The sequence below is a fragment of the Arthrobacter sp. MYb224 genome, assembly GCF_002975455.1.
Classification (GTDB): domain Bacteria; phylum Actinomycetota; class Actinomycetes; order Actinomycetales; family Micrococcaceae; genus Glutamicibacter.
The window spans coordinates 1-24933 of the sequence record NZ_PCPU01000007.1 but is presented as its reverse complement, the minus strand read 5'-3'; the positions used below and the strand labels follow the sequence as shown (position 1 = coordinate 24933).

The following is a 24933-nucleotide window of genomic DNA, read 5'->3' as shown; positions in this document are numbered from 1 at the left end:
GGCCCTAGACCTGCTCGTTCGGTACGCTTACGCGAATCCGCGCGAGCTTGGCGGACATCTTCACCTGGCAGCCCAGCCGGCTGTATTCGGTGCGGGCTGCGGTGGTGCAGTCGAGCATTTCCTCTTCGTCCTCGCCGATCTCATCGAGTTCGGCAGAGAATTCCGGGTCGACGTAGATGTGGCAGGTCGCGCACATGGCTTGACCGCCGCATTCGCCGACGATTCCGGCCACACCATTGCTGACCGCGGCGCGCATCAAGCTGGTGCCTTCGGAGACCTCGATCTCGGTAGCTGACTGGTCCGACTGTGAAAAAATGATGGTAGGCACGGGGGGCTCGCTTTCGTACTGGAATAGTTGGTGAAAATTCGGGAGATGCGGCGCGGACTAGCTGTCCCAGAGCACCGGCATCTTGGTCATGCCGCGGAAGACCCATCCGGCGTCGACGCTCGCATTGGCCGGATCCAATCGCAGGTTCGGCAGGCGTCTGAAGACAGTTGGCAGGGCGATCTGGGCGACCTGTGCGCGGGCGATCCAAGTGCCGGCGCAGAAGTGCACGCCACCGCCGAAGGCCAAGTGGGCTTTTTTCGGACGGAAGATGTTGAAGGACTCCGGATCATCGAACACCTGCGGGTCGCGGTTCGCTGCACCAAGCACGACCCCCAGTCGGGCCCCCTGGGGTAGAGCAATGCCCTCGAGCACCAGATCACGTGTGGTCTCCCGGGGGTACATGCCGATCGGTGCCACCCAGCGCACGGATTCCTCAAACGCCTTGGAATAAAGCGCATCGTCATTCTGCACCGCGTGTCGCTGGTCCGGGTGATTCAGCAGGGCCCAGACGGTAGTTGCCAGCACGTCGCGTGGCTCGTTCAGCCCGCCGCCGATGGTCATTTTCAGGTTCGCGCGGATCGCTTCCAACGGAATCGGCATCGAAGCGAGCCCGGAGAGCAGCGAATGATCCGGATTTTTCGCCAGGTAGGGAAGCATTTCCGCGATGGCGGCGTCGACCTCGGCGGAGGACTCGGCGGATTTAGCCCAGATCGCCGGGTCGTCCGCGTAATTTCCGGTGCCGTCGATCATGCTCTGGCTCCAGCGCTGCATGTCTTGCTGGCTGGCGTTGTGGAATCCGCAGATCAGACGCAAATTTTCCGCGGTGTACGGGGCCGCATAGTCCCAGACGAAGTCGGCGCCGGGCCCCTTGGCCTGCAGCTCGTTCAGATACTTGTCATTGTTGGCGGCAAAGATCTCATTCCAGTGGTTCTTGATGGTTGCCGGACGCAGGGTCTTGCCATAGGAGTCACGGTCGATCTGGTGTTCTGGATTGTCCTTGCGCAGCATCGAATGGCCCATGGAGCGCTTCATCAGGGATTCGCGTTCATTGGCGGTGAAATCTGCCTCGTTCTGTTCGATTTCATGTGCGGCCGCGTAAGAGGTGACCATATACCTGTTGACAGCGGGCACCCAGTGGATCGGAGCCTGCGCCCGCAGCTTCTGGTAGATGGGGAACGGATCGTCGTGCAAGTCGGCGATGGTGACCCAGTCCGCGCTAGGCGCTTCCGCTCCGGTCTCGCTGGACGGCCGGGCCTTCGCAGGTGAAATGCTGGAAGCCTCGGCGGCTGCCCCACTGAATGGGCAGCTGGCGGGTGCGTCGGTGGAAGTGCTCATGGCTGGGCTCCTGTACGTGTTATGTTCCTGGCTTCCTCCAGTGTGCGACAAGCCACAATCGTCGGTAAACTGGTTTTAAGTGAGCTGTATCCACGGTTTAGGCGAGGTTTTGAAATGCGTTTTACCCTGCGGCAGCTCGAATGCCTGGTAGCGATCGGCGCGGCCGGATCGATAGCCGGCGCGGCGAAAAACTTATCGCTATCGGCTTCGGCGGTGACCGGGTCACTGAACGAGTTGGAGAAGATCTTCAATACCCAGCTGACGATCCGGCGCAAAGCCCATGGGGTGCAGCTCACTCCTGCCGGCAGCTACGTGCTGTCACAGGCGCGCAATCTCATCGAAGGCGCCGAAGATCTGGAGCTAATGGCCAGCGGCGTGGGAGAGGTGCTGCGTGGGCGGGTAAAGATCGGCTGCTACTCGTCCTTGGCCCCCACCGTGCTCACCGAGCTCTTGGACGTGTATGGCCAGCTGCACCCTCAGGTGCAGCTGGACTTCTATGCGGGAACGCAGCAACGCATCAACGAGATGTTGTTGGCCGGCGAACTGGATTTGGCCTTGGTCTACGATTTTTCGCTCGATGCCGGGCTGGAGCGGACCAAGCTCTTTTCCACCGAGCCCTCGCTGGTGCTGCCGGCAGGCCACGCTTTGGCCGGTGAACAGAAGGTTGCCTTGGCGGAGCTCGTCGCAGAGCCGATGATCCTGCTGGACGTGCCGCCTAGCCGAGAGCATACAGAAATGGTGTTCAAAGCCGCGGGGCTGACTCCCTGGATCAGGTATCGCACCACCGACTTCGAAGTCACCCGCTCGATGGTGGGGCGGGGGATGGGCTACGCGATTTTGGTGCAGAGACCCGCTTCTGATCTGACCTACGAAGGGCGGAGGTTGGTGACCAAGCGAATTCACCCGGCGGTTCGAAGGGTCGGGGTCTCGATGGTGTACGGAGCCGGGGTCAGGCTCTCCCTCGCGGCCGTTGCCATGCGGGATCTTGCCGTGCAGATCCATGCACTTTAAGCACCACGGGCACGGCAATGCCCCGGCAGGAAACCCATTTGGTTTCTTGCCGGGGCATTGCTGTATGCCAGGTGCCGTTTAGCGGTTGCTCAGATCCTTGGCAGGTTCTGCCACGCGCTTGTCGAAGACCAGCGCGCCGACTTCCTGTTCGGCCTGATTGCGGAAGGACAGGTCGATGCCTTTCCGATCGCGGATCATCGAGACTGCGATCAGCGAGATCGCCACCACGATCAGCAGGTAGGTGGCCACCGCGTTCGTCCCGCCGGTCGCTTGCACCAGCGCCTGGGCGATGGTCGGGGCGAAAGCGCCGCCGACGATCGCGCCGATCGCGTAGGAGATCGACACACCGGAGAAGCGCACCGAGGCGGGGAACATTTCGGAGTACAGCGCCGACTGGGCGCCGTAGGTCAGCCCCAGCCCGATGCCGAAGATGCCGAAGGCCAGGTAGAGCAGGCCCAGCGACCCGGTGTTGACCAGCGCGAAGACCGGGAACATCGACAGTCCCAGAATCACGAAGCCTACCTGGTAGGTGCGCACGCGGCCCAGCACGTCGGCCAGCAGTCCGGCGATCATCGTGAAGATCAGCCAGATTGCGGCCCCGAAGACCACCGCGATGAGCACGTCGGTGCGTTCCAGACCGATTGGCCCATCCGGGTCGGTGGTGTAGGACTGGAAAAAGCCGCCGGTGGTCATGTAGCCGGCCGCGTTGTTGCCCGCGAATACCAATGCCGCGACGACAACCAGACGCCAGTGCTTGCGGAACAGCTCGAGGATCGGCACCTTGGTCTGCGCCTTCTGCTCGGCGATCTCTTCGAAGACCGGGGACTCGTCGACCGCGCGGCGCACGAAGTAGCCCACGGCGATCAGCACGATGGAGGCCAGGAACGGCACGCGCCAACCCCACTGCACGAATTCTTCGCCCGGGGAGATGACGCCGGTCATCAGCGCCATGGTGCCCGAGGCGAGCAGCATGCCCAGCGGCACGCCGATCTGCGGGTAGGAACCGGCACGTCCGCGATGGGTATCGGGTGCGTGCTCGACGGCCATCAGGACCGCGCCGCCCCATTCGCCGCCGGCGGAGATGCCCTGCAGGATGCGCAGCGACAGCAGCAGGATCGGCGCCAGGATGCCTGCGGTCTCGTAGGTTGGCAGCACGCCGATGAGCATCGTCGCGGCGCCCATCAGGCTCAGCGTAAGCACCAGCATCGCCCGGCGGCCGATCTTGTCGCCGTAGTGCCCGGCGAGGAACGCACCCAGCGGGCGGAAGAGGAAGGACAGGCCCACCGAGGCGAAGGAGATCAGCAGGCCAATTTCCTTGCCGGCCGGTTCGAAGAACAGCTGGCTGAAGACCAGGCCGGCTGCGGTGGCGTAGATGAAGAAGTCGTACCATTCAACGGTGGTGCCGATGATGGTGGCAAAAGCGACGCGCCGTTGATTGGACTTGGCGCTCCGTCCTGCGATGTTTGCGGTGTTACCCATGGTGCTCCTCGCTGAGCTGCGCTGGCCCCAAAAAACCAGTACTGCGTGAGTTGTAAGTCACTACAGTGTCGCACCGCACAAACCTTAGGTAAACTTCAAAGATCTGCAGAACTATTGAAGGTAGACTTAACTGTATGCCGAAGTTCACCCTGCGCCATCTGGAAATCATTGCCGAATTGCCCGAACATGCCACCCTAGGCTCGGCCGCCAGCGAGCTGAAGATTTCCGAATCGGCCTTGTCCCAATCGATTACCGCAATCGAAAAAATCGCCGGCGAACCGTTGTGCCTGCGCCGCAAGGCCCATGGCGTTTCGATGACCGCCTCGGGGGAGTACTTCGCATCGATGGCGCGAAAAATCATTGCCCAGGTCGATGAGCTGCAGGCGACCTTTCCGCACCAAGAGGGAAAGCTGCGCGGTCCGGTGCGTTTTGGCTGCTTCGCTTCGCTCTCACCCCATGTGGTCCCCGCGCTGCTCGAGGGATTTCCCCGGGTGCACCCGGAGCTGGACGTCAGCGTGCGCGTGGGCACCCATGAGGAACTGATCCCGGCGCTGAACTCCGGGGACCTCGACGTTGCCTTCGTCTACGACCTGTTGCTGCCGCAAGAGATGAATAAGCAGGTCATCTACGAGACCGAGATGCAGGTGGTGCTGCACCCCGAGCATCCGCTGGCGCGCCTTGAGCGGCCACTGGAATTAAGCGATCTCGTGACGGAACCGTTGATCATGTACCAATCGGTGCCGAGCACCGAATACACCATGCAGCTTTTTGCGGCGCGCGGGCTGGTGCCGAAGATCACCGCCTCGGTGCCGCAGATGATTCTGGTCAACGCGATGGTTGGCCGCGGGTTGGGCTACGGGCTGCTGATGTCACGGCCGAACAATGCCGAGCTATCGCTCGAGGGGCGCAAACTGGCAATTCGCCGGCTCAACCCGCCGAACTATCCCAGCGCCGTCGTGGCGATCTGGCCGCGCAAGGCGCAGCTCTCGGCGCGGGTGCTCGCCCTGATCGACTTTGCCATTACCGCGATGAACGAGTCCTGGCAGCGTGCGCAACCGGAGAACCAGAGTTCTGCCGGCAGTTAGCCCAAATCGGCAAAAACCCATCGCACCAAGCCAACGGCCGAACCGCCGCAGAGCGTGGATTCTTGCCCCGACGGGCACTATCGCCGGGGCCTGCGGCTGGGCATAATGGGAAGCATCCGAAGCACACACGACTTTTCAAGGCGAAGGGCTAAGGAAATGATTGGCACATGGCAGGCCATGGTCATCGACTGCGAGGATCCCAGCGCGTTGGCCACATTCTATGAGCAGCTGCTGGGCATGATCCGGCTCGACGATGAGCCGGACTGGGTGAGCATCGGCGACGCACCGGACCGTCCCGGACTGGCTTTCCAGGCGGTCAGCCCCTATGTGGCCCCCGAATGGCCGGGGCATCTGCACCCGCAGCAGGCGCATCTCGATGTCAAGGTCAAGGATCTGGATCTCGCCGAGCAGCAGGTACTCGCCCTCGGTGCCGCGCTCACCGGTGAAGGCTCGAAGACCTTCCGCGTGTATTTGGACCCGCAACAGCATCCGTTCTGCCTGGTGAGCTGGTAAGCCGCGCGGGATTTGCCTAGCCCCAGTGCGCAAAGGCGATCTTTGCCGCCTGCAATCTGGAGCTGACCGACAACTTGCCCATCACCCGGGATACGTGGGTTTTCACCGTCGTTTCCCCGATGCCCAAGCGCGCGGCGATCTGCGGGTTGCTCAATCCCGCACCGAGCCCCGCCAGCACCTCCAATTCCCGGTCGGTGAGGGCCTCGGGCAGCGGGGGCGGCACCGGGTGCGGGTCCAGTGCCGCCATCGCCTGCGCCACGACGCGGGAAGTCACCTCGGGGTCCAGCACCGAACAGCCGCGCGCGGTCGTTTTCACCCCGTCGAGGATTTGCGTCGGCGTGGAACTTTTCAGCAGGAACCCGTGCGCGCCGGCCTGCAGCGCACCGAAGAGGTAGGCGTCATCGTCGAAGGTGGTCAGCACGAGCACGCGGGCCAATCCGGCGGAGCTGATTTCGGCTGTCGCCGCGACCCCATCGAGGATCGGCATGCGCAGATCCATGAGCACCACGTCGGGGCGCAGCGCCCGCGCCATGCTCACCGCCTGCCGGCCGTCGGCCGCCTCGCCGAGGACTTCGATGGACGAGTCGGCCTCGAGAACCAGCCGGATCCCCATGCGCACCGTGGAATGATCGTCGACGATCAAGATTTTGACGCTCATCTCATGCGGCTCCCCTGCTGGATTTCCGGGACGGTGGGGAATTCGCACCGCGTCCAGAATGTGCTGCCGCTGCCAAATTCGCAGTGCCCGCCCAGGGCCTGCACGCGGGCACGGATATTATTCAGCCCGCTGCCTGCTCCGCCAGCGCTAGGGGCGCCGGCCGAATCGGGCGCGTCGCGCAGCGGATTGCTGGACTGCACCACCAGGGCCGCCGGCGCCTGGAGCAGCTCCAGGTGCAGCGCGCTGCCCGGCGCATGCTTTGCGTGATTGACCAGCAGCTCGCGCACCGTCCGGTAGATCGCCGTCTGGGTCTGCTCGGCTACCAGGGCCAGATCCGAATCCACGCCGGTGTCATAGCGGATTCGCTGCCCGGCCTGTTGGAAGGACTGCACCAGTTCGGGCAACCCGCTAAGGTCCGCGCGCAGGGCCGAGCTGCCGCCCGCGTGCAGCATGCGCACCATCGAGGTCATCTCCTGCAGCCCGGCTACCGATTCGGCACGGATGCTTTCCAGCGGGGCGCGCAGATCAGGCCGGCTGGTCACCGGCTCGCGTTCGAGCAGTGCGCCGCTGAGCAGCGCGATGGAGGACAGCCGTGCGGAAAGCACGTCGTGCATCTCCCGGGCCAGCGCGGTGCGTTCCTCGATATTCGACGCCCGATGCTCGGCCACCAACAGTTCCTCGCGATCCGCCGCGGCGGCGCCTACCGCGGCGGCCCGCGCCGATTCGATGTGCGCCAGTTCCTTGGCGGTACGCACGTTCTCGGCCCAGAGCATCGGGGTGAAGAAGACAAACCCGGCGATGAAGATCGCCAGCACCGCATCGGAGGTGGATCCGGTCTTCGCCCAGATGTACCCGGCCACGGTGAGCGTGACCAGGCTCAACACGATCAGCGTCCAGCGCCGCACCGGTGTGCCGGCCAGCAGGTAGATGGTGAATACGGATTCGAAGAGCAGGAAATACCCGCCGATGCTGCCCATCGCCAGCAGCAATGCCGCGAACAGCAGCAGCCATAAGGCGCAGAGCGTGGGCATCCGGCGGCGCAGAAACAGCGGAGCCGTGCCAAGGGCCAGCACCGGGAACCACCATCCGGCCAGCGCAGCAAAACCCGCCAGCGGCGGATTGACCAGATTTGCCAAGTGCAGCACGGAGGTGAGCAGCAAGTACATGCCTACGGTTTCGGGTTCCTGATCCCCGCTGCCCAGGCGGCGCAGCAGCTGCGCTAGTTTTCTTCTCACCCATTAAGCATGCCCGTTATTCCGGCCGCCTCGCGTCCTCCTAAAGTAGGAGGCCAGGTGGCCCGTTGCCCGATTTTCAAGCACGTAGCGAAGCCGCACAGTGAGAAGCATGAACTTCTTGATGCAGTCCCCGGGCCTGATGCTGCTAATCCTCGCGCTCATCGACGCGACAAGCATCGGCACCCTGGTCATCCCGATCTGGTTGCTGCTGCGGCGCGACTACCGGCGAGCCATCCCGCGTGTGATTGTGTATCTGGGGCTGCTCGCGGCGTTCTACTGGGTGATTGGCGTGCTGATCGGCTCGGGATGGAACCTTGGTGCGGGACTGGTTCCGGCCGGCTTCTTCCAACACCCGACGATCAGGCTGCTCAGCCTGTTGCTCGGGGCGGGCATGATCATCTGGGCGTTGACCTACAAAACCGATGCGCAAAAGGCCGCTGCGCTGCGCAAATCGGCCGTCGGTGGCGCGTCCCGAGAGCGCGCGGAGCCAACGGACCCAGCTACGCCGGGGGCTGCCGGGCCGCAAATACCGAAGAACCTGCGCGGGTTCCTGGCCCGGGCACTGGATAGCAAGTCCGGGATCGCGGTGCTGGCGCTGGTCGCGGGGTTGCTGGAACTGCCCACGATGCTTCCCTACCTCGGCGCCATGGCGATACTCAAGCAGAGCGGTTGGTCCGAACCGATGCAGCTCTCCTTGCTGGCGATCTACTGCGTGGTGATGATCGTCCCGGGCCTCATTTTCGCGGCCATCCGCGCGGCGGCCGGAGACCGCTTGGATAACTGGCTGCAACGGGTGGGCAGAAAACTGGGCGGCTACGCGCAGGAAACCCTCGGTTGGGTGGTGGGCATCGCCGGCTTTCTGATCATCCGGGCGGCGCTGGACGGGATGTCTCTGGGGGACTTCATGAGTCGCGTATTCAATTCCTAGCGCCACGGGGGCACGCTGTGGGCGAACCGGTGGCCTGAAAATTGGTCAGCGCGGAGCCAAAATGAGATAATTTCAGCTATGGAACCTCTAGGCAGCACCGCGAAGCAGGGCAAGAAAGTCACCCTGAACGCATCGACTCTGGCCATGGCAGTGATGGTCGTCGTCCTCCTGGTGGCGGTCGTGTTCGCCGCCAACTCGAACGAGGTCGTCGGCTGGTTCATCGTCGCGATCTCCGCCGGCTGGCTGCTGCTTGCGGCGTTCATGATGTTCGGCCTGAAGCGCGGGGCGGATAAGATCAACAGCTCGCTGCGCGAAGCCACCGCGGCAGCCACCGGCCGCGCGCAAGGTGGCTCCACCGTCGTCGTCGACGAAGGCACGAGCCAGCGCGATATGAAGCTGGACCACTCCTTCAAGATCATCCAGGTGCAGGCCCGGGTGATCGCCGAGCAGCGCGAGCAGAACGCGGAGAACTCCGCGGAAATGATCGACCGCGCCCTGGAAACCATCCAAATGACCGCGACCAACGCGCGCGACATGATGAAGCCCTCCGGCGAGGCCATCGACGGCGAGATCGTCAACTAAATTATTTTGTTACCGCGCAGCGCAACGTTCACGCCGAACGTTGCGCTGTCTTTTTGTAAGGTGGAACTGTGATACCTACCAGCGTGGAAATTTTGAGCAAGCTTCAGGGCGCCGTGCGCGTCGCCTCGGTCAACGTCAACGGCATTCGCGCAGCCTACAAGCGCAATATGGCCGACTGGATCGCCGCCCGCGACGCGGACATCCTGTGCCTGCAGGAGGTGCGCGCGCCGGATGCGATCGTGCGCGAGCTGATCGGCGAGGGCTGGCACATTCTGCACGCCGAAGCCAAGGACAAGGGCCGCGCCGGGGTGGCGGTGCTTTCGCGCGCCGAGCCGACCGCGGTGCGCGGGGATATCGGCGAGGAGTACTTCGCCGAATCCGGGCGCTGGGTGGAAGCGGACTTCACCATGGAAGACGGCAGCACGCTGTGCGTGGTCTCCGCCTATGTGCACTCCGGGGAGCTGAACACCCAGAAGCAGGTGGACAAGTACCGTTTCCTTCAACGCATGAACGTGCGCCTGCTCGAGCTGAAGAACGAGAAGGACCACGTGCTGGTGGTGGGCGATTTGAACGTCGTGCACACCGAGAAGGACATCAAGAACTGGAAGCCGAACCACAATAAGCGCGCCGGCGTGATGGACGAGGAGATCGCCTACTTCGACGGGTTCTTCGGCGCGGAGATCGGGTACAAGGACGTGGCCCGCGAACTGGCCGGCCCCGAAGCCCAGGGTCCCTACACCTGGTGGTCTTTCCGCGGGCAGGCCTTCGACAATAATGCCGGTTGGCGCATCGATTACCAGATGGCCACGCCGCAGCTCGCGGCGAAGGCCATCAAATCCCACGTAGACCGTGCCTCGGCCTACGATCTGCGCTTCTCCGACCATGCACCGCTGGTCGTCGACTACCAGTTCTAAAGGACCACTTCATCCCATGAGCGAAACATTCGCCACCACCACCCGTCCCCGCGTCCTGTCGGGCATGCAGCCCTCGGCCGACTCGCTGCACCTGGGCAACTACCTCGGCGCGCTGGTCAACTGGGTCAAGGCCCAGGACGACTACGAGGCGTTCTTCTTCATCCCCGATATGCACGCGATCACCGTGCCGCAGGACCCGGCCGAGCTGCGCAAGCGCACCCGGGTGACCGCGGCCCAGTACATCGCCGGCGGCATCGATCTGGAGAAATCCACGCTGTTCGTCCAGTCCCAGGTCCCCGAGCACGCGCAGCTGGCCTGGGTGCTGAACTGCCTCACCGGTTTCGGCGAGGCGAGCCGGATGACCCAGTTCAAGGACAAGAGCTCCAAGGGCGGGTCCGACCAGTCCAGCGTCGGGCTGTTCACCTACCCGATGCTGATGGCCGCGGACATCCTGCTCTACCAGCCCCAAGGCGTGCCGGTGGGCGATGACCAGCGCCAGCATGTGGAGCTGGCCCGCGACCTGGCCAAGCGCTTCAACCACCGCTTCGGCGAGACCTTTGTGGTGCCCGAGGCCTTCATCCCGAAGGAAGGGGCGCGCATCTACGACCTGGCGAACCCGACCTCCAAGATGTCCAAGTCCGCAGAGTCCCCGGCCGGGCTGATCAACGTGCTCGACGAGCCGAAGCTGATCGCCAAGCGGATCAAGTCCGCGGTCACCGATGCGGGCAGCGTCGTCGCCTACGACCGGCAGGAGCAGCCCGGGGTCTCGAACCTGCTGGACATCCTGGCGGCGATGACCGGGCGCCAGGTGACCGAGCTGGTCGCCGAATTCGAGGGCAAGATGTACGGGCACCTGAAGGTGGCCGTGGCCGAGGCCGTGGTGGAACGGCTCACCCCGATCCGCGAGCGCACCCTGGCGTTGCTCGATGACCCGGCGGAACTGGACCGGCTGCTGCTGGCCGGGGCCGCCAAGGCGCGCACGGTGGCCTCGGCGACGATAACCGATGTCTACGAGAAGGTCGGCTTCCTGCCGCCGCTGGGAAGCCACGGCTAACCGTGATCGAGCCGCAGGCCGGAATGCTCGAGCCCCGCTTCACGCTGGGGGTCGTCATTCCCGTGCCCGAACCACAGCGCAGCGTGCTGCGCGAATGGCGGCGGGTTTATGGGGGAGCGGCGACCGAGCCGATCGCCCCGCATATCACCTTGATTTCCGGGTCCTACGGCGAGTCCTGGGAGCAGGCGGCCAGGCAGGTGCGCCGAGTTGCCCAGGGCAGTGCGTGCTTTGAGGTGCGGCTCGCCTCGGTCGGCTCCTTCCGCCCGGCCAGCGAGGTGGTCTACCTGCCGCTGGCGGCGGGGGCCGAGCGGTGCTGGGAGCTGCATCGGCAGCTGCTGGCCGACCAGTTGCGCCACGAATCGCAATTCGAGTACCACCCGCACCTGACGATCGCGCAGAACGTGCCCAGTGCGGACCTGGATGCCGCGCAGGAACAGCTGCGCGAGGTGGAGCTGAGCTTCGAGGTGCGGACTTTGCAGCTGTTCGACACCCGCGGCGGGGCGTGGAATCTCAGCGAGGAACTCGCGCTGCGATGCTAGCGTTAACCGAACGGAAAGCAAAAACCCCGTGGAACAAAAATGTTCCACGGGGTTTTTCTCTGTCCGGCCAGCTGCACGGAACCCCAACAGCGCTACACATACTGACTCACGATGTGACGCGACCCGTGGGGTGCATCACATAATAGTCAGTGGGCCACGGTGATGGCCAGGGCAACGCGGCGGAGGAGAGACATGGATGTTCGGCAGCTGAGGTATTTTCTAGCGGTGGTCGACCATGAGGGGTTCAATCGGGCGGCCGAGCATTTGCTGATCGCACAACCATCGCTGTCGCAAACTATCAAAAGCCTTGAACGGGAAATCGGGCTGCCGCTATTCCACAGGGTCGGGCGCAGGGCCGTGCTCAGCGAGGCCGGCAAGGAGCTTGTGGGACCCGCGCGACTGGTGGTCCGGGACCTGGATGCCGCGCATTCGGCCATGTCAGCGTTGAAGGGGGTGCGCCGCGGGCGCCTGGAGCTGATCGCCATGCCCTCGCCCGCAATCGAACCGCTGACCACGCTGATAGCCGGCTACACCGAACGCTATCCGCAGATCTCCGTGAGCACCGCCGCGGCGTTTACCGTCGACGATGTGGTTTCCTCGGTGCGTAACGGCAGCAATGAAATAGGACTGCTTGGCGCGGATCGGCCCATCACCGCCCCCGGGGTCGACGTGGTGCAACTCGAACGCCAGCCGCTGATGCTGATCATCAATCCGACGGCCGATAATTTTGGGGCACGCGAGGTGCTCAGTGGCCAGGATCTCGGTGGGGAACGCGTCATCATCTCGCAGCGGGGCTCACTGATGCGCGCCCTGGTTGACGACCTTCTCGCCGGTGGCGTCAACATTGAGATCGTGGCGGAGGTTGCACATCGCACCTCGATACTTCCGCTGGTGTTGGCCGGCGTGGGGCACGCGATCCTCCCCGTCTCGTGGGCGCCGCTGGCGCGCCGTTCGGGACTTCGCGTGACGCGGCTGGAGCCTGTGGCCGAATTGCATGTGGCGATTATCAGCAGGCAGTCGAACCTGACGCCGGCAGCCCGGGCGTTTCTGAGCGTCGCCGAAGCGTATGCCGCGTCGAGTCTTGGCCACCACTCATAGGTTTTTCCTATTCGGAATATGCAATTTCAGTCTTGGACGCAATTCAGCGGAGCCGGTCTAATTGAAACTAAGTTCGCATGTGACGCGGAACACTTTCACTCCAGAGGAGAACGCTATGAGCCAGACCAAGGTATTCAAGATCGCTTCAATCCCGGCCGACGGCGTCGGCAAGGAAGTTGTTGCGGCGGGGCGCCGCGTGCTTGACACCATCGCCGAGCAATCCTCGGGCAAATTCGCCTTCGACTGGACCGAATTTCCTTGGGGCTGTGAATACTACGCCCAGCACGGGGTCATGATGGATCCGAACGGACTGGAAACGTTGAAGGACTTCGACTCGATCTATTTCGGTGCCGTCGGTTGGGAAAACGTCCCCGACCATGTCAGCCTGTGGGGTCTGCGCCTGAACATCACGCAGAACTTCGACCAGTGGGCCAACATCCGACCAGTGAAGTTCCTGCCCGGTGTCACCTCGCCGCTGCGCAAGGCCGACGACACCGAACTTGATTGGATCGTCGTGCGCGAGAATAGCGAGGGCGAGTACGCGGGACTGGGCGGGCGCAACCTATCGGGCCGTGGACCGGGCAACGAAATCGCGTTGCAGACCGCGTTGTTCAGCGAGAAGGGCTGCGAACGCATCATCCGCTTCGCCTTCGATCTGGCTCGCACTCGCACGGTGAAGAAGGTCTCCTCAGTCACCAAATCGAATGCCCAGCAGTACGGCATGGTGCTCTGGGACGAGGTCTTCAACCGGGTGGCCCTGGATTACCCGGAGGTGCGCACTGAAAGCGTGCTCGTCGACGCGATGAGCGCGAAGTTCATCCTGAATCCGGAAGAACTCTCGGTGGTCGTGGCCTCAAATCTCAATGCGGACATCCTTTCGGATCTCGGATCGGCTCTCGCCGGCAGCCTGGGCCTGGCGGCCAGCGCGAACCTGAATCCGGAACGCCGTTTCCCCTCGATGTTCGAACCGGTCCACGGCACCGCTCCGGATATCGCTGGCCAGGGGATCTGCAATCCGATTGGTGCGATCGCCAGCGCCGCGCTGATGCTCGAGCACTTTGGCCTTGAGCAGGAGGCGCGCCGAGTGGAGGCGGCCATCGAGGTCGCCACCGGCTCCGGAAACCTGACCCGGGACATCGGCGGCAACGCCGACACGGAAGCAGTCACCGAAGCCATCGTCCACGCGCTGAGCAGCACCCTGGCAGCCGTCTAAGCTGCGCCACGGCGCTCTCGGGTCGGGTGCTCGACCCGACCCGAGAGTCCGCACTCCGCCCACGGAGCGACTTAGTCTTCGACCCCCCCACATATTTTCTAGTCTCGCTCCTAAGCACGCCTGAGATCCACGGAGTAAGACTTATTCCAACACTGAGGTAGGAATCATGGGCAATACCATGCACAGCGAAAGCAACCCTCCCGTACGCAAGCGCTGGTACCGGCAATTGTACTTCTGGGTGCTGATCGCCATCGTCGCCGGCATCATTCTGGGCTGGCTCGCGCCGAAGACCGGTCAAGCCATGCAACCGATCGGTACGACATTTGTCGAAGCGATGAAAATGCTCATCGGTCCCATCGTCTTTTTGACCATTGTTGGCGGCATCGCCAGCGTTGCCGACCTGAAGAAGGTCGGAGCCACGGGGCTCAAGGCATTAGGCTACTTCCAGATCGGCACCATCTGCGCAATGCTCCTGGGACTAGTAGCGATCAACATCTTCCGCTTGGGTGACGGTGTGAACGCCGATGCGAGCAAGATCGAAACCACCGGCCAGGCGGCCGAACTCATAGACAAGGGCGAGAACCAGCAGTGGTGGGAATTCCTCACCCATATCATCCCGGGATCCGTCGCTTCGCCATTCGTCGAGGGCGACATCCTGCAGATCATTTTCATGGCTGTGGTGTTCGGTATCGCGATCAACGCGGTCGGTAAAATAGGTGCCCCAGTGCTGGAGATGGTTCAGCGTCTGACAACGGTCATCTTCAAGGTGTTGAACTTCATCATGAAAGCAGCCCCGCTGGGCGCCTTTGGCGCCATGGCCTTCGCCGTGGGCAAATACGGGGTGGAAACGCTCTCAAGCTTGGGCTGGCTGATCCTGCTCTTCTATGGCACTTCTATCGTCTTCGTCGTCTTCTTCCTTGGCGGAATCATGGCCTTCTTGGGACTGAACATTTTCAAGATGTTTAAGCACTTCCGCGAAGAACTGCTGCTGATCCTGGGTACCTCAACGGCCGAACCGGCTCTTCCGGGGCTGATGAAGAAGCTGGAACATGCAGGAGTGAAGAAGGAAACCGTGGGCCTGGTGGTCCCTACCGGCTACAGCTTCAACCTCGATGGGGCGGCGATCTACCTGTCGCTGGCTGCCGTGTATATAGCCCAGGCCACCAACACGGACCTTACCGTCGGTCAGCAGATTGGAATGCTTGCGGTGATGCTGCTGACCTCGAAGGGCGCGGCAGGCGTGGCCGGCGGTGGATTCATCGCACTGACGGCAACGCTGAGCACATTGGGCACCATTCCGGCAGCGGGCATTATGCTGATCTTCGGCATCGACAAATTCATGTCCGAGTGCCGTGCTCTGGTGAACTTCTGCGGCAATGCGGTGGCTACGTTGTTCATCGCCTGGTGGGACAAATCCCTGGATATCGACCGGGTCCGCCGGGTTTTCAACGGGGAAGACGTTCCCGCCCTTGGAGCAACGGGCACAAACCGGGAGCAAGTCTCCCCGGAGCATGAAACGGAAGCAGTCCTGGAATCGGAACCCGATCCGCATAAGTGCGATGAACCCGAAAATCAGTCAGAATCGCTAACGGGAGCTACAGCACGCTAACGGTTAAGCAAAAAAACAGGTTGGTCCCCGCGAATGTTCGCGGGGACCAACCTGTTTCAGCTCACTCTCCTGCACCCGGAAGAGCGCCGCGCAATGCCTACTGGGCGCGCACGTTGGCTTCGATCTTGGCTCCGACGTCCGGGTCGATATTCTTCCAGTATTCGATGGCGTTGGTGAGCACCGGTTCGATCACTCCGCCCAGCGCGCCGGTGACGGTTTCCACGAGTTCGGCGCGCTGGGCGTCGTCCATCACCTCGCGCACCAGGATGCCTGGCTGGACGAAGTCGCCATCGTCCTCACGCAGGGTGTAGGCCGAGCGGACCAGCTCGCCATCGGACTCGAAGGAGTTATCCGCCGGGCCGGTCTGGTCGCTGTAGCTGTCGCCGAAGGAGTTCGGGGCGTAGACGCTGCGATCCGAGGTGTGCTCGTAGGTCATGCTTCCCTCGAAGTTGTACGAGGTGACCGGGCATTTCGGCTTGTTCACCGGCAGCTGCTGGAAGTTGGTGCCGATGCGGTAGCGCTGGGCGTCCGCGTAGGCGAAGTTGCGGCCCAGCAGCATCTTGTCCGGGCTCATGCCCATGCCGGGAACCATATTGCCCGGGGAGAAGGCCGCCTGTTCGATCTGCGCGAAGAAGTTCTCCGGGTTGCGGTTCAACGTCATCGTGCCGACCTTGATGCGCGGGTAGTCCTTCTTCGACCAGACCTTGGTCAGATCGAATGGGTTGTAGCGGTAGGTCTTGGCCTCGTCGTACGGCATGACCTGGATGTACAGGTCCCACTTCGGGAAGTTGCCGGCCTTGATGTTCTCGAACAGGTCGCGGCGGTGGAATTCGGCATCGGAGCCGGCCAGCGATTCGGCCCTCTCCCCGCCCATGGTTTCGAACTTCTCGGACTGCTGGTTCAGGAAGTGGTACTTCACCCAGAACTTCTCGCCATTGGCGTTGACCCACATGTAGGTGTGCGATCCGTAGCCGTTCATTTCGCGCCAGGTCTTCGGCAGGCCGCGCTGGCCCATGATGTAGGTGACCTGGTGGGCGGATTCGGGGTTCTGCGTCCAGAAGTCCCACTGCATGGTGCCGTCGCGCAGCCCAGAGTCGGGCAGGCGCTTCTGCGAGCGGATGAAGTGCGGGAACTTCATCGGGTCGCGCACGAAGAATACCGGGGTGTTGTTGCCGACCAGATCGAAGTTGCCTTCGGTGGTGTAGAACTTCATCGAGAAGCCGCGCACATCGCGCCAGGTGTCCGGGGAGCCGAGCTCGCCGGCGACGGTGGAGAAGCGCATCAGGGTTTCGGTTTTGACGCCGGGCTGGAACAGGGCCGCCTTGGTGTACTGCGAAACGTCTTCGGTGGTTTCGAATTCGCCGAAAGCGCCGGAGCCCTTGGCATGCGGGCGGCGTTCCGGAACGTTCATCCGGTTGAAATGCTGCAGGGTTTCGACCAGGTGGTGGTCGTGCAGGACGATCGGCCCGTCGGCGCCTACGGTGAGCGAGTTGCGATCGCTGACCGTCGGAATGCCAGCCTGGGTGGTCGAACCAGAGGGGTTCACGTTCTTGTTCTCAGCCATTGTTTCTCCTTTGCGTGGAAATTACATATTTGCCAGGAACGGGTTTACCCCGTGCGCTCCGCGGGCAGCTGCGTCGCGGACGCCCTGTGCATGGGCCTCAACCACGGACGGGTGGCGTGCGTGGAAGTCTGTGAAATTTTTAGGGCTGCTGGCGTCGCCGCCAGCTCCCTTGTTGCTCATCATGCCACAAATCAGAATCGGTCAAAATACGCTGGCGGGAATTCCTCCGCTGGTTGCCAGCAGTTAACGCGAAGGGGCCCGAACCGGATGGTTCGAGCCCCTTGGCGGGTTAAGGAAGAATCCTTAGATGGTGCGCGACAGGATCGCCTGCTTGACCTCGGCGATAGCCTTGGTCACCTGGATGCCACGTGGGCAAGCTTCGGAGCAGTTGAAGGTGGTGCGGCAACGCCACACGCCTTCCTTGTCGTTCAGGATCTCCAGACGCATGTCGCCTGCATCATCGCGCGAGTCGAAGATGAAGCGGTGCGCGTTGACGATGGCTGCCGGGCCGAAGTACTGGCCGTCGGTCCAGAAGACCGGGCAAGACGAGGTGCACGCGGCGCAAAGAATGCACTTGGTAGTGTCCTCGAACTTGGCGTGGTCTTCTGCCGACTGGTAACGCTCGCCGGAAGGCTCATGGCCTTCGTTGATCAGGAACGGCATGACCTCGCGGTAGGACTGGAAGAACGGTTCCATGTCAACGATGAGATCCTTTTCAAGGGGCAGGCCCTTGATGGCTTCAACGGTGATCGGCTTGGAGGTGTCCAGATCCTTGAGCAGGGACTTGCAGGCCAGGCGGTTGCGGCCGTTGATGCGCATCGCATCGGAACCGCAGACGCCGTGGGCGCAAGAGCGGCGGAAGGACAGCGAACCGTCGTGCTCCCACTTGATCTTGTGCAGGGCGTCCAGCACGCGGTCCGTGCCGTACATGGTCAGCTTGAAGTCTTCCCAGTAAGCGTCAGCGGTGCTCTCCGGGGTGTACCGGCGAACACGCAAGGTGATGTCGAAGGTAGGGATCTCTCCGCCGCCGCCGACACCTGGCTTGAGTTCAATCTTTGATGCTGGTTCCGGAAGTTCCGTGCTCATTAGTACTTACGCTCCATCGGCTGGTAACGGGTGAAGATTACGGGCTTGGTTTCCATGCGAATGCCGGAAATGCCCTCGGTGGTAGCCGTTGCGTCGCGGTACGACATCGAGTGCTTCATGAAGTTCTCGTCGTCGCGGTTCGGGTAATCTTCGCGGTAGTGTCCGCCGCGTGATTCCTTGCGGTGCATGGCTGCAGCGGTCATGACCTCTGCCATGTCCAGCAGGAAGCCGAGCTCGATGGCCTCAAGCAGATCAAGGTTGAAACGCTTGCCCTTGTCCTGGACCGAAACGTTCTTGTAGCGCTCGCGCAGTTCCTCGATGACTACCAGTGCACGATCCAGCGAATCCTTGTCACGGAACACCTGGACGTTCGCATCCATGATGTCCTGAAGTTCCTTGCGCAGTACCGAAACGCGCTCGGTGCCGGTGGAGTTCAGCATGGAGTCGATCTGGGAGCTGGTGAACTTCTCTGGATCTTCCGGAAGTTCCACGAAGTCCGCGGTGGCCGCGTACTTGGCCGCGGAGAGGCCAGCGCGCTTGCCGAACACGTTGATGTCCAGCAGCGAGTTGGTGCCCAGACGGTTCGAGCCGTGGACCGAAACGCAAGCAACTTCGCCGGCGGCGAAGAGGCCCGGGATCACGGTGTCGTTGTCCTGCAGGACCTCGGCCTCGATGTTGGTTGGCACGCCGCCCATCACGTAGTGCGCGGTCGGGAAGACCGGAACTGGCTCGGTGTACGGCTCAACGCCCAGGTAGGTGCGGGCGAACTCGGTGATGTCTGGAAGCTTCGCATCGATATGCGCCGGTTCCAGGTGGGTCAGGTCGAGCAGCACGTAGTCCTTGTTCGGGCCGCAGCCGCGGCCTTCACGCACCTCATTGGCCATCGAACGTGCGACGATGTCACGCGGAGCGAGGTCCTTAATGGTCGGAGCATAACGCTCCATGAAGCGCTCACCCTCGGAGTTGCGCAGGATCGCGCCTTCGCCACGGGCCGCTTCGGAAAGCAGGATGCCCAAGCCGGCCAGGCCGGTCGGGTGGAACTGCACGAATTCCATGTCTTCCAGCGGGATGCCCTTGCGGAAGGCGATGCCCATGCCGTCGCCGGTCAGGGTGTGTGCGTTCGAGGTGGTCTTGAAGACCTTGCCCGCGCCGCCGGTTGCGAAGACAACCGACTTGGCCTGGAAGATGTGCAGCTCGCCGGTAGCCAGATCGTAGGAAACGACGCCGGCAACGCGCTTCTGCTTGTAGGCGGTGCCGTCCTCGCGGTAGGCATCCTCCTCAACCATGAGCATATCCAGCACGTAGTACTCGTTGTAGAACTCAACGTTGTGCTTGACGCAGTTTTGGTACAGGGTCTGCAGAATCATGTGACCGGTGCGGTCAGCTGCGTAGCAGGCGCGACGCACGGCGGCCTTGCCGTGGTCACGAGTGTGGCCGCCGAAGCGGCGCTGATCGATCTTGCCATCCGGGGTGCGGTTGAACGGAAGACCCATTTTTTCCAGGTCGAGCACGGCGTCGATGGCTTCCTTCGCCATGACCTCCGCTGCGTCCTGGTCCACCAGGTAGTCGCCACCCTTGACGGTGTCGAAGGTGTGCCACTCCCAGTTGTCTTCCTCGACGTTGGCAAGTGCTGCGCACATGCCGCCCTGGGCCGCACCGGTGTGCGAACGGGTTGGGTAAAGCTTGGTAAGCACTGCGGTGTGCGCGCGCTGACCGGACTCGATCGCGGCACGCATACCTGCACCACCGGCACCGACGATGACTACGTCGTACTTGTGTACCTGCATTCTTGATGCTCTCTTTTCTGAAAAATCTGTGTGGCTAAAAAAGGGGTTTTAGCACTGTGGCAACGGGCTGTTCACAACGCAAGGATCGAAGGTGAAGATCACCAGGGAGCCAAGCACGATGATGAAGATCGTCGACACATAGAGGACGCCCTTGAGCCAGGCACGGGTTGCGTGCTTCTCGGCGTAGTCGTTGATGATGGTACGCACACCGTTGGTGCCGTGCAGCATCGCCAACCAAAGCAGCGCCAAATCCCAGAACTGCCAGATTGGTGAGGCCCACTTGCCGGCAACGAAGCCGAAGGACAGGGCGTTAATGCCCGTGCCGGTCAGCAGGTTGGCGATCAGGTGACCGAAGATCAGAACGACCAGTACTACGCCGGATAGGCGCATGAACAGCCATGCGAGCATCTCGAAGCTGCTGCGGGACTTTGGTCCGCGAACATACTTCGGGTCTATACGCTGGCTACGGGGGGCAGCAATTTCTGCGCTCATGGTTTAGTGTCCTCCGAATGCAAGCGAGAGGTGGCGGATTGCGAAGCCGGCGAATACAACGACCCAAACGCCGATGACGCCCCACAACAGCTGGCGCTGGTACTTGGTGCCCTGCTTCCAGAAGTCAACCAAGATCAGACGCAGTCCATTGAATGCGTGGAAGAGGATGGCGGCGACCAAAGCGGTTTCACCGAGTGCCATCAGGGGGTTTTTGTACGTGGCAATCACTGCGTCGTATGCACTGGCATCGACGCGTACAAGTGCTGTATCAAGCACGTGCACTAAAAGAAAAAGGAAAATAACGACACCGGTGACCCGGTGTCCCACCCAGGACCACATGCCTTCACGGCCGCGGTATAGGGTGCCTGACGAAGTCTTCGACACTGAACTAAACCTCCAAGGCTCGCAACGGCGCATGTGTATATTGCACACAATGAGATTTGACGCACTTGTGCGAGCGTTCCTTGTGCGAGTCTAAACCACATATGAGCCTCGGTTCTATCTTGAGTCTCGCCCTTGTGAGTATGTTCACCGAATAGTGGCAAATATGCGCCAGAAGGCCGGAAATACGCGCGTAATAACGCATAGACACGTTTCGTATTTATTGATCGCCCGAGAGCTTCAATGACCGGGTTTGCCCACCGAATGAATTAGTGTTGTGCTCGTGAATGCAGACCTTTTAGCGCGATTCCATGGCGTGATTCCGGCCGGTGGCGTCGGAACCCGACTGTGGCCCCTCTCCCGAGCCTCGGCTCCCAAATTCCTGCACGATCTCACCGGCTCGGGTTCTACCCTGATCCGTGCGACGTACGACAGGTTGGTGCCATTGGCCGGTGAGCGGATTATGGTCGTCACCGGTCGTGCCCACCGCGGCGCGGTCATGGACCAGCTCCCCGAACTGTGTGACGAGAACCTGGTGCTCGAACCCGAGCCACGTGATTCGGCGGCCGCGATCGGACTCGCCGCAGCCATCCTGTATCGCCGTGACCCGAATATCATCATGGGTTCTTTCGCCGCCGACCAGGTCATTGGCCCGGTGGACATCTTCCAGAAGGCGCTGAGCGAAGCGATCCATACCGCGGCCACGGGCAAGATCGTGACGATCGGCATCCATCCGACTCATGCCTCGACGGCCTTTGGCTACATCAAGGCCGGCGATTTGCTGAATGTTGCCAACGCGCCCACCGCCCGCGCCGTCGTGGAATTCGTGGAGAAGCCGGATGAGGATACGGCCCGCGGCTACCTGGCCGGCGGGGGATTCCTCTGGAATGCCGGAATGTTCGTCGCCCCCGTGGGGCTGATGCTCGAGCACCTCAAGTCGAACGAGCCAGATCTGCATGCCGGCCTGATGCGCATCGCCGAGGCGTGGGATACCGACGAGCGCGAAGCCGTCATGAACGCGGTCTGGACCGACCTGCCCAAGATCGCGATCGACTACGCGGTGGCCGAGCCCGCCGCGGCCGCCGGCGACGTCGCGGTGATTCCCGGCGTTTTCAACTGGGATGACGTCGGGGACTTCGCCGCCATCGGTCGGCTGAACAAGGCCAGCGAGGACACCGGGGTGATCTCTCTGGGGGAGAACGTTCGGGTGTATTCGGATAATGCCACCGGCGTAGTCTATGGGGATCGCCCCCGGGTGGTTGCGCTGATCGGAATCGACGATGTGATCGTCGTGGATACGGCCGACGCCTTGCTCGTCACGACCAAGGAGCACGCGCAGAAGGTCAAGCAGACGGTGGAGAAGCTCAAGGCCTCCGGAGCTACCGACGTGCTCTAGCGCACGCAGTTTCCGACGCCCGTGGCCGACTCGAAAGGGTAGGTCACGGGCGTTTTTGCTGGTTGTGAGGACTATCTCGAAGCAGCGGATGGCGAAGGCGGCCAGGCGCGCCAGCAAGCCGGTATAACTAGACCCGGCGGCACAAATTCGGATGCTCGCGGTGCCTCGGATTCACGGTTTCGGGTGCTTTTCGACACGAATTTGAGTAGGTTTGAACGCATGTCAACGGCTAAGAATGATTCCGAACCGCCAAGCAAACCCAACGACCAAGCCAAGGTGCCCGAACCGGTCCAGAAAGAAACTCGAATCAATCGAGTTGTCTTTTTCGGTTCGGCCTCGCTGGTGCTCGGCATCGCCCTGTGGGCCATTCTCGATAGGGAGTCTGCCGACGCGGTGATCGGAGCCACGGTCGCCTGGATCGGCAAGAACTTCGGCTGGTACTACACGCTCATCGTCGTCTCGGTGCTCGTCTTCGTCATCAGCATCGCCATTTCGAAGGTCGGCAAGACCCGGCTGGGGCCGGATCATTCACGGCCGACCTTCAACGTTTTCACCTGGGCTTCGATGCTTTTCGCGGCCGGCATCGGCATCGACCTGATGTTCTTCTCGGTGGCCGAACCGATCACGCAGTACCTGGCGCCACCTACCGGAGAGGGTTCAACCGTTGAGGCGGCCCGCCAAGCGGTGGTCTGGACGCTCTTCCACTACGGATTGCTGGGATGGGGGCTCTACGCGCTGATCGGACTGGCGCTGGGCTATTTTGCCTACCGGCACAATCTTCCGCTGTCGATCCGCTCCGCCCTCTACCCGCTGCTGGGCCGCCGGATCAATGGCTGGATCGGCCACTCCGTGGATATCGCGGCCATGCTGGGTACGATTTTCGGCATCGCGACCTCGCTGGGCATCGGCGTGGCCCAGCTGAACTATGGGTTGAATTTCATGTTCGGAATTCCCGAGAACATGAGCTGGCAGATCGTGCTGATCGTCTCGGCCGTCTTCATGGCCACGATCTCGGTACTGACCGGTGTGGAAAAAGGCATTCGCCGGCTATCCGAACTCAACGTGTTGCTGTGCATTGCGCTGATGCTCTTTGTGCTGATCGTCGGCGGTACCGCCTACCTCTTCGACGGCATCATCATCAACATCGGCGACAGCCTCGCGAACTTCCCGGGCATGGCGCTGGATACCTTCGCCTATGACCGGCCCGATGAGTGGCTCAATGGCTGGACGCTCTTCTTCTGGGCGTGGTGGATTGCCTGGGCGCCCTTCGTCGGACTGTTCCTCGCCCGCATTTCGCGTGGGCGAACCATTCGCCAGTTTGTCACCGGCGTTCTGGTAGTTCCTTTCGCCTTCATCCTGTTGTGGATCTCGATCTTCGGCAACAGCGCGCTGGCGCTGGTGCGCGGCGGAAATGAGGCCTTCGGCGAGGTCGCCATGAACACCCCCGAGCGGGCCTTCTATTCGCTGCTCGAGCAGTACCCGGGTACCCCCATCACCGCGGCGATCGCCACCTTCACCGGCCTGCTGTTCTACGTCACCAGCGCCGACTCCGGTGCCCTGGTGATGGCGAACTTCACCTCGCATCTGAAGGATGCGCAATCGGACGGTTCGAAGCCGGTGCGCCTGTTCTGGTCGCTGGCCACGGGCCTGCTGACCTTGGGCATGCTCTTCGTCGATGGCGTGCCCACCTTGCAAGGCGCGACCGTCATCATGGGTCTTCCCTTCTCCTTCGTGCTGCTCTTCATCATGCTGGGACTGTTTAAATCGCTGCGGGTTGAATCTGCGCTGGCCGATAGCTATCAAGGGGCCATGCACAAGGTGCTGAGCAGCCGGATGGGTCCCAGCTCCGAACGGCGCAGCTGGAAGCAGCGCCTGTCCCGGGCGATGAATTATCCCGGACACCGGGCGGTGCAGCGTTACCTCGCTGAGGTGGCCGAGCCTGCACTGCGCGAGGTGAGCGAGGAGTTCACCGCCCGCGGCGCAGCTGTTCAGCTGGAGACCGAAGCGGTGCATAACCTGAACCTCGACTCCCTGGACCTGGTAGTCGGCAACGGGCAGGAACGTCCCTTCAAATACCAGGTGTACCCGGTCCAGCTTCCGGTACCGAGCTACGCGAGAGTCTCCGCGGGCGACGACATCTATTACCGCATCGAAGTCTTCTCCCAAGAAGGCAGCCACGGATACGACCTGATGGGGCTGAGCAAAGAGCAGCTCATCTGCGATGTGCTGGACCAGTACGAAGCGCACCTCACCTTCCTGAACGCACAGATCGAATCCGATGGACCCAGCCAGATCAACGCGGCGGGAGCCGGAAAGTCTGACTGGGAGTCGGACTTTGAAACTTCCTCTATTCCCCTGATAACTAAGACGAAGGACGAGTCATGAGTTTTCCGCAGAACCAAAACGAGCTACTGCTCAATGCCGCGACGATTTATATTAACGGCAGCTTTGGTCCGGCCAGCTCGGCCGCGACCAGGCAGATCTTCTGCCCGGCCAATGGCGAGCCGGTAGCCCTCGTCTCCGAGGCCGGGCCCGCGGACGCCGAGGCCGCGATCGCCGTGGCCCGCCGCGCCTTCGACACCGGGACCTGGTCCCAGCTCCCCGCCCCCGAACGCGGAGACTTCCTGCTGCGCGTCGCGGACCGGC

Annotated in this window: 25 protein-coding genes; 14 read left to right on the top strand and 11 right to left on the bottom strand. The window is 62.3% G+C overall.

The window, feature by feature from the left end; all coding sequences use genetic code 11:
• Positions 1 to 4: 4 nt before the first annotated feature.
• Both CQ017_RS13610 and CQ017_RS13605 read right to left on the bottom strand, forming a co-directional pair.
• Complete coding sequence (locus tag CQ017_RS13610; protein ID WP_105554147.1) at positions 5 to 328, bottom strand: 2Fe-2S iron-sulfur cluster-binding protein; 324 nt, start codon at positions 326 to 328, stop codon at positions 5 to 7.
• A 57-nt stretch (positions 329 to 385) separates the two neighbouring features.
• Positions 386 to 1663, bottom strand: a complete 1278-nt coding sequence (locus CQ017_RS13605) for a cytochrome P450 (RefSeq protein ID WP_105554146.1) — start codon at positions 1661 to 1663, stop codon at positions 386 to 388.
• 114 nt (positions 1664 to 1777) lie between these two features.
• Between CQ017_RS13605 and CQ017_RS13600 the strand changes: the two genes are divergently transcribed.
• Positions 1778 to 2674, top strand: coding sequence for a LysR substrate-binding domain-containing protein (locus tag CQ017_RS13600; protein WP_181148543.1), 897 nt, complete (start codon positions 1778 to 1780; stop codon positions 2672 to 2674).
• A 78-nt stretch (positions 2675 to 2752) separates the two neighbouring features.
• Here CQ017_RS13600 and CQ017_RS13595 read toward each other — a convergent pair whose 3' ends face one another.
• The gene (locus tag CQ017_RS13595; protein WP_105554144.1) at positions 2753 to 4153 is read right to left on the bottom strand and encodes an MFS transporter; all 1401 of its coding nucleotides are present in this window, start codon (positions 4151 to 4153) and stop codon (positions 2753 to 2755) included.
• 134 nt (positions 4154 to 4287) lie between these two features.
• Between CQ017_RS13595 and CQ017_RS13590 the strand changes: the two genes are divergently transcribed.
• Both CQ017_RS13590 and CQ017_RS13585 read left to right on the top strand, forming a co-directional pair.
• Positions 4288 to 5238: a LysR substrate-binding domain-containing protein gene (locus tag CQ017_RS13590; protein WP_105554143.1), complete on the top strand. Its 951-nt coding sequence runs from the start codon at positions 4288 to 4290 to the stop codon at positions 5236 to 5238.
• 156 nt (positions 5239 to 5394) lie between these two features.
• Positions 5395 to 5751 (top strand): VOC family protein, encoded by a 357-nt coding sequence (locus CQ017_RS13585; protein WP_096289022.1) that lies wholly within the window; start codon positions 5395 to 5397, stop codon positions 5749 to 5751.
• A 16-nt stretch (positions 5752 to 5767) separates the two neighbouring features.
• On the opposite strand, the gene CQ017_RS13580 is transcribed toward CQ017_RS13585, so the two are convergent.
• Entirely contained in the window at positions 5768 to 6409 is a 642-nt protein-coding gene (locus CQ017_RS13580; protein WP_105554142.1) for a response regulator transcription factor, read from the bottom strand.
• Positions 6406 to 7644, bottom strand: a complete 1239-nt coding sequence (locus CQ017_RS13575) for a sensor histidine kinase (protein WP_146112488.1) — start codon at positions 7642 to 7644, stop codon at positions 6406 to 6408. The genes CQ017_RS13580 and CQ017_RS13575 overlap by 4 nt, the downstream gene beginning before the upstream one ends.
• A 109-nt stretch (positions 7645 to 7753) precedes the next feature.
• On the opposite strand from CQ017_RS13575, the gene CQ017_RS13570 reads away from it, so the two are divergent.
• The 8 genes from CQ017_RS13570 to dctA all read left to right on the top strand — a co-directional run bounded on the left by CQ017_RS13570 (position 7754) and on the right by dctA (position 15581).
• Positions 7754 to 8572, top strand: coding sequence for a GAP family protein (locus CQ017_RS13570; protein ID WP_105554140.1), 819 nt, complete (start codon positions 7754 to 7756; stop codon positions 8570 to 8572).
• Positions 8573 to 8650: 78 nt separating this feature from the next.
• Positions 8651 to 9154, top strand: coding sequence for a hypothetical protein (locus CQ017_RS13565; protein ID WP_105554139.1), 504 nt, complete (start codon positions 8651 to 8653; stop codon positions 9152 to 9154).
• Positions 9155 to 9222: 68 nt separating this feature from the next.
• Positions 9223 to 10068, top strand: a complete 846-nt coding sequence (locus CQ017_RS13560; protein WP_181150555.1) for an exodeoxyribonuclease III — start codon at positions 9223 to 9225, stop codon at positions 10066 to 10068.
• A 16-nt stretch (positions 10069 to 10084) separates the two neighbouring features.
• Positions 10085 to 11122 carry a tryptophan--tRNA ligase gene (gene trpS / locus CQ017_RS13555; protein WP_176484304.1) on the top strand — a complete coding sequence of 346 codons (1038 nt, stop codon included), beginning with the start codon at positions 10085 to 10087 and terminating at the stop codon, positions 11120 to 11122.
• A 62-nt stretch (positions 11123 to 11184) separates the two neighbouring features.
• Complete coding sequence (locus CQ017_RS13550) at positions 11185 to 11661, top strand: 2'-5' RNA ligase family protein (protein ID WP_176484303.1); 477 nt, start codon at positions 11185 to 11187, stop codon at positions 11659 to 11661.
• Between the two features lie 192 nt (positions 11662 to 11853).
• Positions 11854 to 12759 (top strand): LysR family transcriptional regulator, encoded by a 906-nt coding sequence (locus CQ017_RS13545; RefSeq protein WP_096289008.1) that lies wholly within the window; start codon positions 11854 to 11856, stop codon positions 12757 to 12759.
• 115 nt (positions 12760 to 12874) lie between these two features.
• Positions 12875 to 13972: a tartrate dehydrogenase gene (locus CQ017_RS13540; RefSeq protein WP_096289006.1), complete on the top strand. Its 1098-nt coding sequence runs from the start codon at positions 12875 to 12877 to the stop codon at positions 13970 to 13972.
• Between the two features lie 166 nt (positions 13973 to 14138).
• Positions 14139 to 15581: a C4-dicarboxylate transporter DctA gene (dctA, locus tag CQ017_RS13535; protein WP_096289004.1), complete on the top strand. Its 1443-nt coding sequence runs from the start codon at positions 14139 to 14141 to the stop codon at positions 15579 to 15581.
• A 97-nt stretch (positions 15582 to 15678) separates the two neighbouring features.
• On the opposite strand, the gene CQ017_RS13530 is transcribed toward dctA, so the two are convergent.
• The 6 genes from CQ017_RS13530 to sdhC form a co-directional block, all read right to left on the bottom strand.
• A complete protein-coding gene (locus CQ017_RS13530; protein WP_105554138.1) occupies positions 15679 to 17145 on the bottom strand; it encodes a catalase in 1467 nt (488 codons plus the stop codon).
• Between the two features lie 21 nt (positions 17146 to 17166).
• On the bottom strand, positions 17167 to 17328 hold the full coding sequence (locus CQ017_RS18170) for a hypothetical protein (protein ID WP_181150554.1): 162 nt from the start codon (positions 17326 to 17328) through the stop codon (positions 17167 to 17169).
• 120 nt (positions 17329 to 17448) lie between these two features.
• Positions 17449 to 18231 (bottom strand): succinate dehydrogenase iron-sulfur subunit, encoded by a 783-nt coding sequence (locus CQ017_RS13525; RefSeq protein ID WP_096289000.1) that lies wholly within the window; start codon positions 18229 to 18231, stop codon positions 17449 to 17451.
• Entirely contained in the window at positions 18231 to 20018 is a 1788-nt protein-coding gene (sdhA, locus tag CQ017_RS13520; RefSeq protein ID WP_105554137.1) for a succinate dehydrogenase flavoprotein subunit, read from the bottom strand. Before sdhA ends, CQ017_RS13525 begins: the two co-directional genes overlap by 1 nt.
• A gap of 48 nt (positions 20019 to 20066) precedes the next feature.
• Positions 20067 to 20510 carry a succinate dehydrogenase hydrophobic membrane anchor subunit gene (locus CQ017_RS13515; RefSeq protein WP_096288996.1) on the bottom strand — a complete coding sequence of 148 codons (444 nt, stop codon included), beginning with the start codon at positions 20508 to 20510 and terminating at the stop codon, positions 20067 to 20069.
• A 3-nt stretch (positions 20511 to 20513) separates the two neighbouring features.
• Entirely contained in the window at positions 20514 to 20927 is a 414-nt protein-coding gene (gene sdhC, locus CQ017_RS13510) for a succinate dehydrogenase, cytochrome b556 subunit (protein ID WP_170947871.1), read from the bottom strand.
• A gap of 247 nt (positions 20928 to 21174) precedes the next feature.
• On the opposite strand from sdhC, the gene CQ017_RS13505 reads away from it, so the two are divergent.
• From CQ017_RS13505 to CQ017_RS13495, 3 genes are all read left to right on the top strand, one after another.
• Entirely contained in the window at positions 21175 to 22287 is a 1113-nt protein-coding gene (locus CQ017_RS13505) for a mannose-1-phosphate guanylyltransferase (protein WP_096289249.1), read from the top strand.
• A gap of 219 nt (positions 22288 to 22506) precedes the next feature.
• Complete coding sequence (gene betT, locus CQ017_RS13500; protein WP_105554136.1) at positions 22507 to 24672, top strand: choline BCCT transporter BetT; 2166 nt, start codon at positions 22507 to 22509, stop codon at positions 24670 to 24672.
• Positions 24669 to 24933: aldehyde dehydrogenase family protein (locus CQ017_RS13495; RefSeq protein ID WP_146112487.1), on the top strand; the 265-nt coding region annotated here is incomplete at its 3' end. The genes betT and CQ017_RS13495, both read left to right, overlap by 4 nt.